A 14,544-nucleotide genomic window follows, 5' to 3' on the forward strand; every position below is an offset into this window, starting at 1 on the left:
TACGACAAACGTCGTGTGGGGTTTTTTCGTTTACAGCGCCAAAACGTCAATCCCAAGCTCCGACTCGTAGGGCGCCGTTAGGCCGCAGGCCGTAATGCGCCGCTGGGTGCAAAGCGCCCATATAACTGATATTGAACATATCGATTGTGGTTATCCATTTACTTGCGCCTGTCTCGTACCTCGACGCGTCTGCGTAAATGCATAACCGCAACCTATTAAATTTTATTGCATCCCCAATCGTAATGCGCCGCACCCATGATTGAACCAAATTGCGTTGGTGTAACATGAGGACTACGCCCTCGGCTGTAGGGCGCCGTTAGGCCGCAGGCCGTAATGCGCCGCGGGTGCGAAGCGCCCATATAACCGATATTGAACATATCGGTTGTGGTTATCCATTAACTTGCGCCTGTCTCGTACCTCGACGCGTCAGCGTAAATGAATAACCGCAACCTATTAAATTTTATTGCATCCCCAATCGTAATGCGCCGCACCCATGATTGAACCAAATTGCGTTGGTGTAACATGAGGACTACGCCCACGGCTGTAGGGCGCTGTTAGGCCGAAGGCCGTAATGCGCCGCGCCCATGTGACTCCAGCAAATTACGTTGGTGTAACACGAGGGCTGCGCCCTCGGCGTCAGATTCGCTTCGCGAACCGTGACCTACAAATTGCCCAAAATCCATGGAGATCATTTGCCGCCAATCGTAGGGCGCCGTTAGGCCGAAGGCCGTAATGCGCCGCGCCCATGTGACTCCAGCAAATTACGTTGGTGTAACATGAGGACTACGCCCACGGCTGTAGGGCGCCGTTAGGCCGAAGGCCGTAATGCGCCGTGAGTGCGCAGCGCCCATGAATGAACTAAATTGCGTTGGTGTAACACGAGGGCTACGCCCTCGGCGTCAGATTCGCTTCGCGAACCGTGACCTACAAATTACCAAAATCCATGGAGATCATAGGCCGAAGGCCGTAATGCGCCGTGGGTGCGAAGCGTCCATATATCCGACCAAATTGCGTTGGTGTAACACGAGGGCTGCGTCCTCGGCGTCAGATTCGCTTCGCGAACCGTGACCTATAAATTGCCCAAACTCAATGGCGATCATGCGCTATGGGTGCGTTAATGCATAACCGCAACCCATTATACTCTTATACAAAGGTTGCGGGGTTGCTTCTATTGGAGGCACCTTTTACAACTAACGTACGCTGTTGGCTAGCTCACTTAACAATTGACGCTGTGCGCTTCGATAAACATCTTTACGCGGCTTGTTGAGCTGATAAGAGCCGTCGTTTTGCAATATCCAGCTTTGGGTGTTGTCTGACAGATACGCTTCTAGCTCTTTCTTAACGCGTCTTGCCAATTTGTAGTCTTGGATTGGGAAGGCAACTTCAACACGGTTGTTAAGGTTACGTTCCATGCCATCCGCACTAGACAAAAAGACTTCTGGGTTACGGTTATTATAGAAGTAGTAAACTCGGGTATGCTCTAAGAAGCGGCCGATAATACTTCTTACCCGGATGTTTGAGGACACCCCTTTAACACCAGGGCGCAGTGTACAAATGCCGCGAACAATAAGGTCGATTTTCACTCCAGCCTGAGAGGCCTTATAAAGGGCTTGCACTAGGCGGCGTTCGGTAAGTGAGTTAACTTTGATGATAATACGAGCAGGCTCGCCATTTTGAGCGTTTTTAGCTTCTCGTTCTACCATTTCAAGCAAGCGGTCTCTTAGAGTGAACGGCGCATGCAGGAGCTTTTTAACTTTTAGCTCTTTGCTCATGCCGGTTAACTGTTGGAAGACTCTATGAACGTCATCACCAATTTGTTTATCGCATGTTAAGAAACTGTAATCTGTGTATAAACGGGCGTTACCAGCGTGGTAGTTACCTGTCCCTAGGTGAACATAGCGTTTTAACTCTGCTCCTTCACGACGAACGATCACAATCATTTTTGCGTGGGTTTTATGGCGTACCACACCATAAACAACGATTGCTCCTGCGTCTTGTAAACGGCTTGCTAAGGCAAGGTTTTCAGCTTCGTCAAAACGTGCTCTCAACTCAATGACTACAGTGACTTCTTTTCCATTACGCGCCGCTTCTACTAAAGCATTTGCGATAGGTGAGCGAGCTCCTGTACGGTATAAAGTTTGACGAATAGCTACTACTTTCGGGTCTTTAGCCGCTTCGCTAAGTAAATCCACTACTGGCGCAAAACTTTCAAATGGGTGCATCAGTAAGTAGTCGCGTTGTCTAATCGCTTCGAAAATAGTTCCTGAGTTTGATAGCTTTCTTGGTAGACCTGGCGAGAAAGGTGAGTACATTAGGTCACTTCGATCCACAAGGTCCAATACCGCCATTAATCGGCTGAGGTTTACAGGGCCATCAGTTCTGTATAGGTCTTGTTGCTCAAGGTCAAACTGTTTTAGTAGGGAGTCAACAATGTTGTCAGGGCAGTTGTCAGCAATCTCTAAGCGCACTGAACTACCATAGTGGCGGCTTTGAAGCTCTGTTCTTAGAGCGCCTGCAAGGTCGACACCGATATCGTCAGAGTCTACTTCTAAGTCGGCGTTACGTGTTAGGCGGAATTGATAGCAGCCTTTAACGGTCATACCGGGGAAGAGTTGGTCTGCATGCGCGTGAATAATGGAAGACAAGAAGACCATATTGTCTCCGCCTTCACAGACGTCATCTGGTAATTTGACAAGTCGTGGTAATGAACTTGGTGCTGGTACGATCGCCAGGCCGTTTTCACGCCCAAATGCATCACGCCCTTCTAGTTCTACAACAAAGTTAAAGGTCTTGTTTGCCAGTCTTGGGAATGGGTGAGTTGGGTCCAATCCAATAGGGCTAATGACAGGCAAGACATTTTCATTGAAGTACTTTTTCACCCAGGCAGCTTGTTTGTCAGTCCATAATGAACGACGAATAAAGCGAATGTTTTCTTCCGCTAACTTAGGGAAAATGATGTCGTTTAATATTTTGTACTGACGGCGCACCAATTTATGAGTGCGTTCGCTAATGAGTTTAAGCACTTCTTTAGGGTGCATGCCGTCTGGGCCGTTTTCTTCTCGGCTGTATTCTATTTGGCTTTTTAAGCCTGCGACACGAATTTCAAAAAACTCATCCATGTTAGAGCTGAAAATACACAGGAACATGAGGCGGTTTAAAATAGGATGGTTTTCATCCATAGCCTGCTCAAGGACTCGCGCGTTGAACTGAAGATGGCTGAGCTCGCGGTTGAAATAGAGTTCTGGATCTGAAAGGTCTATTTCTTCAGGCAGGCGCTCTTCTATGGCTAATTTACTCGCATCTTTGGGCTGTTCGGGAATCGGCTCAAGTACCATTTCTTCTGCATCGGCTTCGGTGGCCGCAGCGGTTGAATCGATTTCTTTTATTACTTCTGGAGTGGCTTCAGTGCTTGGTGCTTTTGCTACCACTTCAACTTCAGACTGTTCAGACATGTTTATTTTCCGTTTACATAATATAAAGTATGAACCAGCCTATAGAGAGCTCTATAGACTGAGTAAAATCCTGTACTATGCCTGAGTCGGTTTGGGGAAGCTGTTTACGCTTCCTTATTAAGCTCTAATCAGGCGTGCTACATCTTTTGCAAAATAGGTAAGAATACCGTCTGCACCAGCGCGCTTAAATGCGAGTAGTGATTCCACCATCACGCTGTTTTTATTAAGCCAGCCATTTTCAAATGCAGCCATGTGCATGGCGTATTCACCGCTGACTTGATAAGCGAAGGTTGGCACTTCAAGTTCTTGTTTGACCCGACGAACGATGTCTAGGTAAGGCATTCCGGGCTTCACCATGACCATATCTGCACCTTCATCAAGGTCTAGCATAACTTCACGGATGGCTTCGTTGGAGTTAGCAGGATCCATTTGATAGGTGAACTTATTACCTTTGCCAAGATTACTGCTTGAACCAATGGCATCTCTAAACGGGCCATAGTAAGCCGATGCGTATTTCGCCGCATAGGCCATGATCATGGTATTGATAAACCCTTGTGTCTCAAGCTCGGCGCGAATCTCACCGACACGGCCATCCATCATATCGGATGGGGCGACAACGTCTGCGCCGGCTTCAGCGTGAGACAGCGCTTGCTTAACTAGAGTGTCTACCGTGACATCGTTTAGTACATAGCCATTGTCATCCAAGATGCCGTCTTGTCCATGGCTAGTGAAAGGGTCAAGGGCTACATCGGTAATTATACCTAGGTCTGGATAAGCAGCTTTAAGCGCTCGGACCGCGCGTTGCACTAAACCTTCAGGGTTATAGGCTTCTTCAGCAAGCAGTGTTTTTTTGTCTGCTTCTATGTAAGGGAAAAGAGCAATCGCGGGTATACCCAACTCGACTAATTCTTTTGCCTCTTCTAGTAAGGTATCGATAGAGAAGCGATGAATGTTTGGCATGGAGGAAATGGGTTGCTTTACCTGCTCACCTTCAACAATGAACATAGGGTATATTAGATCATCGGTGGTGAGATGGTGCTCTCTCATGAGACGGCGAGAGAAATCATTTTTGCGCATTCTGCGCATTCGAACATATGGAAATGCCATCCATTAACTCCTACTTCATTATCTTTTAATTTACTGCTCAAATGTGACAGTTTTAAGTCATTAAGCCTTTTTGTTGGGAATGAATCAACTTAAACTGTTTTCAGCTTCTTCTAATGCTTCTTGAGCTTCAAACCATGCTTCTTCATGCTCTTCTAACACTTTTTTCCATTTAGCTTCATCACTTAATAGTGTTTGCAGTTTGTTTTTATTGGCGTCCTCATAGAGGCTGCTATCAGCCATTTCTTCACCAATACGATCAAGATGGCGTTGTGCATCAATCGTGTGTTTTTCATGTTTCTCGATCGTTTTACGAAGAGGGCGAAGCTTCTCTCTCAGCTCTGCGGCTTTACGACGCTCTTCTTTTTTATCTACCTTAATACTGTTCGTTGAGCTCTCAACTGACTGGCTAGCGGCTGACTGTCGAGCTTGTAGCCATTGATGGTAAGCAGCTAAATCACCATCAAACTCGGCTATTTTATGATCTGCCACCAAGAAAAATTGATCTACAGTACTGTTTAATAAATGGCGGTCGTGGGAAACCAGTAGCACGGCACCAGGGAAGGCTTGTAGAGCTTCCGTGAGGGCCTGACGCATTTCTAGGTCCAAGTGATTGGTGGGTTCGTCTAGTACTAATAGGTTTGGCTTTGTCCAGGCGATTAAGGACAAGGCAAGGCGAGCTTTCTCTCCGCCTGAGAATCCTTTAACAGGCCGTAAGGCATCGTCTCCTATAAAGCCAAACCCACCTAGGTAACGGCGAATTTCATTTTCTAGGATAGTAGGCGTTAAACGTTGTATATGAAGTAAAGGTGATGCATCAAGATCTAACGCACTCAGTTGATGCTGGGAGAAATACCCCACTTTTAAATTTTCACCACAGACTCTTGCTCCTGATAAAGGCGGTATTTCACCGACCAGCGATTTGATCAGTGTGGATTTACCCGCCCCATTAGGACCAAGTAGTCCTATTCTTTGTCCATCTCTGATGGTGAAATTAGTTTCACCTAATTGAACCTGTTGTTGTCCGTTTTCTAAAAGGTAACCTAAGTCTGCTTGGGCAAGGTCTATAAGTTGCTGAGATGTTTTGTCTGCAAATGGAATGCTAAACTCAAACTGTGAATCAATGTGAGCAGGTCCAATTACTTCCATTTTTTCGAGCATGCGTAGACGGCTTTGAGCTTGCTTGGCTTTATCGGCTTTATAGCGAAAACGGTCGACATATTGTTGTAAGTGAGCGCGCTTCGCTTGTTGTTTTTCATAATTTACTTGTTGCTGAGCAAGGTGTTCTGCGCGCTGCCTTTCATAGTCTGAGTAGTTACCCTTATAAAGAGTTAACTGTTTCTGATAGAGATGGACAATATGGCTACAGGTGCCGTCTAAAAAATCACGGTCATGGGAGATCAGCAACAAGGTGCCAGGGTATTGGCGCAGCCAATTTTCTAGCCACATGACGGCATCTAGGTCTAAGTGGTTCGTAGGCTCGTCGAGGAGTAATACATCGGAAGGACACATTAGTGCTTTGGCGAGGTTGAGTCGTATACGCCAACCACCAGAAAAGTCTGCTACGGGTCTGTCCATGTCCGACATTTTAAAGCCTAGGCCTTGTAGAAGCGTTTCTCCTCGCGATTTTGCCGTGTAGCCCTGTGCAGCTTCATACTCACCAAGCCATGTTGCATGGGCATGATCATCTTGTTTGTTTTGTGCTTGGCGGATTTGGCTCTCGATATGGCGTAACTGTTCATCACCATCTAAACAATAATCTAAAGCACTACGCTGGGTCTCAGTAACTTCTTGAGCCATAAAGGCAATGCGACGTTGGCCGGGTAAAATGATTTCTCCAGTATCAGCGTGTAGCTCACCTCTAACTAGAGCAAATAACGATGATTTACCTGCACCGTTGGCTCCTATTAGCCCCACTTTTTGTCCTTCAAAAATGGTCATGTCTGCACTTTCTAGTAAAAATTGTGTGCCACGCTGCAAACTTACTTCTGTGAATTGGATCATATTACTTGGTTGTCTCTTAATGGGGTCTCACGGAGGAGGTGCAAATTAATATTTGTTTAGGCTATTTGGCATTTTAGAGTGCCTAACACTTAAACGAAATAGCGCTGCTAAGAATATTCCAAGTTTATCCTTGCTTTAACGTAGATGAATGCTTGCCTCAAAGGTAAAATGGAACAATATATGGTATTAACTTTTTTGATGTGCAGTGCAGACTGCACTAGGTGAGTATTTTTGAATAATTTAACGGTCAATGAAATTCAACGTTTCTCTTTTGACCACACAAATGTGCGTGGTGAAAGAGTGCTTTTAACAAGCGCTTATCAAGAGATTATTCGTCGTAAAGAATACCCTTTGGTGCTTGAGAAGCTTTTAGGGGAGTTTGTCGCGGCAATTGCGCTTTTGCGTGACATTGTAAAAATAGATGGCACCTTATCTTTGCAAGCAAAGGGTAATGGCTTTTTGTCTACCTTAATGACGGAATGTGATGAAAAACAAAACCTGAGGGGCATTGTTCAGTGGCAAGAAGATGCTCAACTACCAGAGCAAATTTCTCTTAAAGAGGCGCTTCAAGGTGGTTACTTAGTCATTACCATTGCTCCTCGCAATGGCCAGACTTATCAAGGAATTGTAGAGTTGGTAGGAGATTCCTTGGCGGAATGTCTTGAGCAATACTTTTATCAGTCAGAGCAACTTCCAAGTCGCATTTGGTTATCGGCTAACGGCTCACAATGCGGCGGCTTATTTTTGCAGCGTCTACCTGAAGAGCAAGCTAAAGAGAATGACGAAGACGCCTGGGAACGATTTGTTCATCTTGCTGATACCGTCAAAGATGAAGAGCTAGTAGGCGTTGAGACAGAGGTATTATTGCACCGTCTGTATCATGAAGAAGAGCTACGTCTTTACGACAAAAAAGTCATGCAGTTTGGTTGCTCTTGCTCCAAGCAACGTACCTTTGATGCCATTCTATCAATCGGCGCGGAAGAAATTCGGGAACTGCTGATTGAACAAGGCAAAATTATGGTGGATTGCCAATTTTGTGCTGAAAAGTACGAATTTTCTGAACAAGACTTTAGTGGTTTGTTGGGCGACCAAGCAGAAACTCATTAAGGCTTTTTGATACTAGGTCTTATGAATGATAGAAATGCCTGTTGTTCATAAGACTAACGTATTAAATAATCTATATTTATGCCCACTATTTCCAATTAGATGATTTCTCATCTATATAGTAAAACTGATATTAAATCTTTTAAAATCAATATAATACGATAGTTTTTGGACTGTTTTGAGCATTTTGATAGCTCCTGTTTTGAATCTTACGTATTTCTTCACACACTCGGTCAAGACATTCATTTGAAAATACGTATAATCGACCTGACCTACTCAAAATCCAAAGCAGGTTGTTCGTTTTTTCCTTCGATTTAGTGTTGGAAAACGATCAGAGGAAAGTAATGGGTAATATTCAGCAAGCGCCTCTTTTCTTTTGAGCAATGTCTGGCCAAAAGCCTTTTACCTGTTATTTTCAAATTCATAATTAGCTATAACACGGCGAAATCATATGACCTCAAACTCTGTAGACGTTTTATTAGTCGGGGGTGGTGCTATGAGCACAACCCTAGGGATGTTATTGAAACAACTTGAGCCTTCCATGACCATAAAAATGGTTGAACGCTTAGATAGCATCGCGAAAGAAAGTACGGATGGCTGGAACAATGCAGGTACAGGCCACGCCGCATACTGTGAATTAAACTACACATCCAAAAATTCTGATGGCAGCATTAATATTGATAAAGCCGTTAATATTAATGCTGCTTTCGAAGTGAGCTTGCAGTTCTGGTCCTACCTAGTAGAGCAGGGCAAATTGCCTACTCCTGAAGAGTTCATTAATCGTGTTCCTCACCAAAGCTTTGTTTGGGGTGAAGACAATGTTAATGCTCTAAAGGCACGCTACGAAGCCATGAGTGCTCACCCTGCTTTTAAAGAAATGCAATACACTGAAAACCGTGAAAAAATGGCGGAATGGATGCCATTAATTATGTCACAGCGAGATGCCAGTGAACCATTAGCAGCGACTCGTATTGAACACGGTAGTGATGTGAATTTTGGTGCTATTGCCCGCCATATGGGGCAGCACCTAATGCAGTCTGAAGGCTTTGAATTGAGCCTCAACAGTGAGGTTGAAAAGCTTACTCAACAGCAAGATGGTAGTTGGGATGTGGTTGTTGACCAAAATGGCCAGTCGCAAACTATTAATGCTAAATTTATTTTCTTAGGCGCGGGTGGCGGAGCTTTGCCACTGTTACAAAAATCGGGTGTTGAAGAAAGCAAAGGCTATGGTGGCTTCCCTGTGAGTGGTCAGTGGTTGGTTTGCGAAAAGCCCGAGTTGGTGAAACAGCATTTTGCGAAAGTTTATGGTGCTGCACCAATAGGAGCGCCACCAATGTCAGTGCCACACTTAGATACTCGTATTATTGATGGCAAAAAAGCGATTCTGTTTGGTCCTTTTGCTGGCTTTACAACCAAGTTCTTGAAAAAAGGCTCGTTTTTGGATCTGCCAAAAAGTATTCAGCTCGATAACCTCAAACCTATGTTGAGTGTTGGAAAAAACAACATGGATTTGACTCGCTACTTGATCAGCGAAGTCCGCCAATCCCATAAAGATCGTTGCGATTCTTTGCGCAACTTCTTCCCAGCGGCAAAAGATGAAGACTGGACCCTGGCTTATGCTGGTCAACGTGTACAGATCATCAAGAAAGACGAAAAATCGGGTGGAAAGCTTGAGTTCGGCACTGAAGCTATTGTGACCAAAGATGGATCACTGGCTGCTCTACTAGGAGCCTCGCCAGGAGCGTCTACTACCGTGAATACCATGCTGGGCATTCTTGAGCGTAGCTTCCCAGAGAAAGTAGCAAGTGAAGAGTGGCAAGCAAAATTAAAAGCCATGGTGCCTTCTTATGGTGAGTCTCTTGTTGATAATACAGACTTGTTATTATCAATTCGTGAGCGTACCCTCTCCACACTAAAACTAAACCCATAATAGGTTTAAGTTGATCTATTAAAAGCTGGGCTAAGCCCAGCTTTTGTGTATCTGAATAACTAATTTGATAATCGAGAACAATATGAACGTAACCTTTGCAGAGCGTGCAGACCAATTAAGTGATGCACTGAGGGAGCTTGAGCACCAAGCTCAAGATGGAGATCAATTATTTTACTGCGCATATTTACTAGGGCTGCTAGGTTTGCATAGTGGTGTTGAAGGCGAAGGCCAAGAAGCTTTTGATGGTGGGTTTTACGAGGCGCTACAAGAGGCATTAGTGGCTGAAAATGTTGCAGACCAGGATCAAAAAAATATCCTGGCATTATGGGAAGCAACACGCAAAGCAACAGAGCAATAATAAAAAAAGCAGAGGCATAGGCCTCTGCTTTGTTATCAAGTTCTTTCCTTAGGATGCTTTCCTATGGGCGAGGAGCATAAGCATATACGTCTGAATAGCTCTTGTCCTGCTCTAGTCCCTTCTGCTCTAACTGTTCTAATGTTCCATACACCATGCCAACTGAGCCGCAAAGAAACGCATGGTAATCGCTAAGGTTTGGGTGATCTGCTATGACGGCTTCATATAACCAGCCAGTGCGCCCCTGCCACTCAGAGTGAGCTTCATTAATTACTATGTTGACATCTATGTCCGGGTTGCGCTGCGCTTCTTCTATCCAGCTTTCTTCAAAGATATCCTGATAAGTGCGCAGTCCCCAATATACAGACACTTTGCCTTGGTAGCCTTGCTTAACTAAGGTGTCATGTAGGCTTTTTATTTGCGAGAAACCAGTGCCGCCACCGATTAATAAGAGATGTTTAGGCGCTTGACCGAGAACACCATTCTCTAGATGGCAATCTCCACCAGGTATGTTGAGAGAGACTTCGGAGTTATTCTGAAAGTGCTCGACAACTTTATGTGCCAAGGAAGTTTCTTCAGATACTTGAATATATAGAGTTAAGGTTGGCAACTCATGGGGAGCACAGCCAATGGAATAGGGAACTTGCTCCCCCGTTAATAAGGGCACCAATAAATATTGTCCCGCAATAAAACTCGTTGCTTCAAGGTGTAAAGAGACCTTGTAGACATTTTGGTTGATAAGTTCGACCGAATTTACGTTCGCAATTACATCTTTCACAAAAACTACTCCAATTGAAGGCATAGCGTTAGTAATTTCAATACTTTAACGCTATGGCTTAGTCATACAGTAAAAAAAAGCCACTTAATAAAAGTGGCTTTATTTGCTCATAATGTTGAGCTATTTATTCTTGCCCTTCATAGATTCGAAGAACTCATCATTGGTTTTCGTTACTCGTAAACGGTCAATCAAAAATTCCGTTGCAGCAACATCTTCCATTGGGTTAAGCAGTTTACGTAGAATCCACATTCGTTGTAATTCATCTTCTGACGTTAGTAAATCTTCACGACGAGTGCCTGAGCGACGAATATTGATAGCAGGGAAAGTACGCTTTTCAGCAATCTTACGGTCAAGGTGAAGCTCAGAGTTACCTGTACCTTTAAACTCTTCGAAGATGACCTCGTCCATTTTTGAACCTGTATCAACAAGAGCGGTTGCTATAATGGTTAAACTGCCACCTTCTTCGATATTACGAGCAGCACCAAAGAAACGTTTAGGGCGCTCTAGAGCATTGGCGTCGACACCACCGGTTAATACTTTACCAGAGGAAGGGATAACCGTATTGTAGGCACGTGCGAGACGTGTAATAGAGTCAAGTAATACAACCACATCACGTTTGTGTTCTACTAGGCGCTTAGCCTTTTCAATTACCATTTCAGCAACTTGAACGTGGCGCGCTGGTGGCTCGTCGAAGGTTGATGCAACTACTTCACCGCGAACAGTTCGAGACATCTCTGTTACTTCCTCAGGGCGTTCGTCAATGAGAAGAACAATGAGGTGACACTCTGGATTGTTACGGGTAATGGCATTTGCGATGTTTTGGAGCATGAAGGTTTTACCAGCTTTTGGCGGTGAAACCACCAAAGCGCGTTGACCTTTACCCATTGGCGCAACAAGGTCAATGATACGTGATGTAACGTCTTCCGTTGAACCATTACCAGCTTCCATGATCAAACGTTCATCAGCAAACAATGGCGTTAAGTTTTCAAATAGTATCTTGTTGCGAACACTTTCAGGCTTATCAAAGTTAATCTCATTAACTTTTAGAAGAGCAAAGTAGCGTTCACCGTCTTTCGGTGGGCGAATTTTCCCTGCAATGGTATCGCCCGTACGAAGGTTAAAGCGGCGAATTTGGCTAGGAGAGACATAAATATCGTCTGGGCCAGCTAGGTAAGAGCTATCAGGAGAACGTAGGAAACCAAAACCGTCTTGGAGGATCTCCAAAATACCGTCGCCGTATATATCTTCACCGCTTTTAGCGTGGCGCTTCAAAATCGAGAAGATTACATCTTGTTTACGGGAACGAGCCATATTATCAATGCCGATTTCTGCGGCGATATCCAATAGCTCATGTACTGATTTCTGTTTTAATTCTGTTAGGTTCATAAAAGGATTTTTTTGATGGCTCATAGTGAGGGCAATTGACGAAATTAGTGTTGTTGTAGTTTAGTTAAAACGCTAATTAGTGTTTGGAAGTATTTAGCATTTGATTAGCTATAAAGTTCAAATCACAAGTAGTGTATCTTGCTTGTTTTGAGTTACTCAAAATAGGTCAGATGATACAGCGTGAACTTACTTGATTGGGGTCTACGACTAATGATGCTGACATCATTTAGCCTCTAGAACACAGTTACTATAGATGGAGTTAACCCCTAGGTCTATAGCCAAAACTCCTAAAAAGTGTTTTTTTTGGCAGTTTTTTGATCAATTCCACTTTTTTCACTCTAAAATTCTGCATTTTCTCTTTGAAAAGAAGAAGGAATCAAGCTTAATCTTACGCAATAGAATATATTTGTATGATAAAAAGGCGAAAATAGCAATGGTGAACTATCTGAGCTATCCTAGCCGCATTCAGTTTTAAACAAAAGGCTTAGCTAATGGAATCCCTCTTTCTGCAACAGTCACATGATTTTCCTTTTGAAAAAATTGCCGCTATCGATTTGGGTTCGAACAGTTTTCATATGGTGGTTGCGCAAGTTACTCATGGTCAAGTTCGTATTACTTCTGAGTTTGGTGAAAAAGTGCAGTTGGCTGCAGGCTTAGTAGATGGTTACTTAGACGATGCCTCACAAAAAAGAGGGCTAGATTGTTTAGCGCAATTCGCTCAAGTTATTGAAGAAATGCCAATTGGCTCTGTGCGTGTTGTAGGGACAAATGCCTTGCGCGTTGCCAAGAACAAGTATGACTTTATTGGCAAAGTAATGGACATCATGGAACACCCGATAGAAATCATAGCGGGGCGAGAAGAAGCACGCTTGATCTATATGGGAGTGGCAAGAACCATGGATCATGGTGAGTCAAAACGTTTAGTTGTTGATATAGGTGGTGGTAGTACAGAGTTCATCATTGGCCAACAGCTTGAGCCCATGCTAACAGAAAGCTTACATATGGGGTGCGTTAGCTACAAAAAGCGTTTTTTTGATGATGGAGAAATCACAAAGTCGCGCTTCCAAAAAGCCATTACCGCCGCGCGTTTGGAGCTGCTAAGTATTCAAGATGACTATTTAGATGAAAGTTGGGATGTGGCAATAGGCTCTTCGGGCACAATTAAAGCAGCTTACAACATCATTAAAGAAAACGGTTGGAGTAAAAAGGGGATAACCCTCAAATCGCTGAAACAAATACAAAAGATGCTGTTAAATGCAGGTCATGTCGATAAGCTAGATTTACCTGGGCTAAAGCCAGAGCGAAAAATTACCTTTGCGGCAGGTGTGGCAATTCTTATTGCTGTGTTTGAATGTTTTGACATTAAGCAGATGGATTTTTCTGTCGGAGCGCTGAGAGAAGGTGTTCTATTCGATATTATGGGGCGGTACGCTGATACTGATATTCGTGAACGCACCGTTAATTATATTTTAAATCAGTACCATATCGATGTAGAACAGGCAAAAATGGTTACCAGTACGGCTCTTTCAGCATTAGAGCAAGTTCGCGAAGCGTGGCGACTTGATTCAATCTCTAGCGAAGACCTGTTGCGCTGGGCGGGCTTAATGCACGAGGTGGGCTTGGGAATATCCCATAGCCGTTACCATAAACATGGTGCTTATATTATCAGCGAGTCTGATTTGCCAGGTTTCTCTCAACAAGAACAACAAGCCCTAGCAAACCTAGTATTAAGACACAGACGCAAGTTCACTCAATCACTAGATTACCGTTTTTCTAAAAGAGACCAGCAAGATTTAGATCGTTTATCTATTTTATTGCGATTAGCTATTATTCTGCATCATGATAGGAAAGAAGGTGATATGGCGATTTTCTCTTTGAAAGCATCGGGTAAAGATCTACACATAGAGTTTTTAGAAGAATGGCTGGATGGAAGACCATTAACAGTCGCAAACTTACAAAGTGAAGCCGAAGTGTTAGCAAACAGTGGTTACAATCTGACTTTCAGCTAAGTCATGTTTTCAATGGATCTGTATAGGTCGGTGACTTCGGCACGACTTAATCCTGTAATACGAGAGCTTCTACCAATACTAGAAGAGACCTGAACCGATTCATTCGTTTTTTCATCTTGGCTTTTGTCTTGAGTGGAGCCTTGCTGGCTTTGCGCTTCCTGCATTAATGAGCGTGCGTACTCTGAAAGTTGTACTGTATCTTGAGGTGATGATTGATTTTGCTGCGGCGAATTGAAGTCCGCTGTCGTTCCTTGAGAAGACAACATGCTCTGCCAATTGTTGTTTGAAATTGAAGAAATAGCCACAACAAACTCCTACTCCATCAGTTGTTTAATTATTGTTCAGTTTTGTAAAAAACACAATGATATTTTTTTGCTTTCCGTGTTTATCTTATTTTTCAAAAAAACGATTTGTATAACACT

Annotated in this window: 10 protein-coding genes; 4 read left to right on the plus strand and 6 right to left on the minus strand. The window is 43.8% G+C overall.

Translation table 11 applies throughout. From position 1 onward, the window contains the following. Window positions 1-1,190: 1,190 nt before the first annotated feature. The 3 genes from ppk1 to ACYVGZ_RS08885 all read right to left on the minus strand — a co-directional run bounded on the left by ppk1 (window position 1,191) and on the right by ACYVGZ_RS08885 (window position 6,560). A complete protein-coding gene (ppk1, locus tag ACYVGZ_RS08875) occupies window positions 1,191-3,452 on the minus strand; it encodes a polyphosphate kinase 1 (protein WP_460754158.1) in 2,262 nt (753 codons plus the stop codon). 117 nt (window positions 3,453-3,569) lie between these two features. Next, window positions 3,570-4,559, minus strand: a complete 990-nt coding sequence (hemB, locus tag ACYVGZ_RS08880) for a porphobilinogen synthase (RefSeq protein WP_460754161.1) — start codon at window positions 4,557-4,559, stop codon at window positions 3,570-3,572. Between the two features lie 84 nt (window positions 4,560-4,643). Continuing rightward, window positions 4,644-6,560, minus strand: coding sequence for an ABC-F family ATP-binding cassette domain-containing protein (locus tag ACYVGZ_RS08885; protein WP_460754164.1), 1,917 nt, complete (start codon window positions 6,558-6,560; stop codon window positions 4,644-4,646). A 231-nt stretch (window positions 6,561-6,791) separates the two neighbouring features. Here ACYVGZ_RS08885 and hslO point away from each other — a divergent pair, with 231 nt between their 5' ends. The 3 genes from hslO (at window position 6,792) to ACYVGZ_RS08900 (ending at window position 9,952) form a co-directional block, all read left to right on the plus strand. Further along, the gene (hslO, locus tag ACYVGZ_RS08890) at window positions 6,792-7,667 is read left to right on the plus strand and encodes an Hsp33 family molecular chaperone HslO (protein WP_460754167.1); all 876 of its coding nucleotides are present in this window, start codon (window positions 6,792-6,794) and stop codon (window positions 7,665-7,667) included. Window positions 7,668-8,115: 448 nt separating this feature from the next. After that, window positions 8,116-9,594, plus strand: coding sequence for a malate dehydrogenase (quinone) (gene mqo / locus ACYVGZ_RS08895; RefSeq protein WP_460754171.1), 1,479 nt, complete (start codon window positions 8,116-8,118; stop codon window positions 9,592-9,594). Window positions 9,595-9,676: 82 nt separating this feature from the next. Then, window positions 9,677-9,952: a YfcL family protein gene (locus tag ACYVGZ_RS08900; RefSeq protein ID WP_460754174.1), complete on the plus strand. Its 276-nt coding sequence runs from the start codon at window positions 9,677-9,679 to the stop codon at window positions 9,950-9,952. A gap of 61 nt (window positions 9,953-10,013) precedes the next feature. On the opposite strand, the gene ACYVGZ_RS08905 is transcribed toward ACYVGZ_RS08900, so the two are convergent. Beyond that, window positions 10,014-10,727: an NAD(P)H-flavin reductase gene (locus ACYVGZ_RS08905; protein WP_460754176.1), complete on the minus strand. Its 714-nt coding sequence runs from the start codon at window positions 10,725-10,727 to the stop codon at window positions 10,014-10,016. Window positions 10,728-10,847: 120 nt separating this feature from the next. Then, window positions 10,848-12,113: a transcription termination factor Rho gene (gene rho / locus ACYVGZ_RS08910; RefSeq protein ID WP_460754361.1), complete on the minus strand. Its 1,266-nt coding sequence runs from the start codon at window positions 12,111-12,113 to the stop codon at window positions 10,848-10,850. Between the two features lie 491 nt (window positions 12,114-12,604). Here rho and ppx point away from each other — a divergent pair, with 491 nt between their 5' ends. Continuing rightward, window positions 12,605-14,122: an exopolyphosphatase gene (ppx, locus tag ACYVGZ_RS08915; protein ID WP_460754179.1), complete on the plus strand. Its 1,518-nt coding sequence runs from the start codon at window positions 12,605-12,607 to the stop codon at window positions 14,120-14,122. On the opposite strand, the gene ACYVGZ_RS08920 is transcribed toward ppx, so the two are convergent. Further along, window positions 14,119-14,427, minus strand: coding sequence for a hypothetical protein (locus ACYVGZ_RS08920; RefSeq protein WP_460754182.1), 309 nt, complete (start codon window positions 14,425-14,427; stop codon window positions 14,119-14,121). The genes ppx and ACYVGZ_RS08920 overlap by 4 nt on opposite strands. Window positions 14,428-14,544 lie beyond the last annotated feature (117 nt).

Source organism: Marinomonas epiphytica, assembly GCF_054780655.1.

Bases quoted from the DNA above. Each gene is read 5' to 3' on its own strand.
- ACYVGZ_RS08885 (WP_460754164.1), bottom strand. From the start codon at position 6,560: ATGATCCAATTCACAGAAGTAAGTTTGCAGCGTGGCACACAATTTTTA.
- ACYVGZ_RS08900 (WP_460754174.1), top strand. From the start codon at position 9,677: ATGAACGTAACCTTTGCAGAGCGTGCAGACCAATTAAGTGATGCACTG.
- mqo (WP_460754171.1), top strand. From the start codon at position 8,116: ATGACCTCAAACTCTGTAGACGTTTTATTAGTCGGGGGTGGTGCTATG.
- rho (WP_460754361.1), bottom strand. From the start codon at position 12,113: ATGAACCTAACAGAATTAAAACAGAAATCAGTACATGAGCTATTGGAT.
- ppk1 (WP_460754158.1), bottom strand. From the start codon at position 3,452: ATGTCTGAACAGTCTGAAGTTGAAGTGGTAGCAAAAGCACCAAGCACT.
- ppx (WP_460754179.1), top strand. From the start codon at position 12,605: ATGGAATCCCTCTTTCTGCAACAGTCACATGATTTTCCTTTTGAAAAA.
- hemB (WP_460754161.1), bottom strand. From the start codon at position 4,559: ATGGCATTTCCATATGTTCGAATGCGCAGAATGCGCAAAAATGATTTC.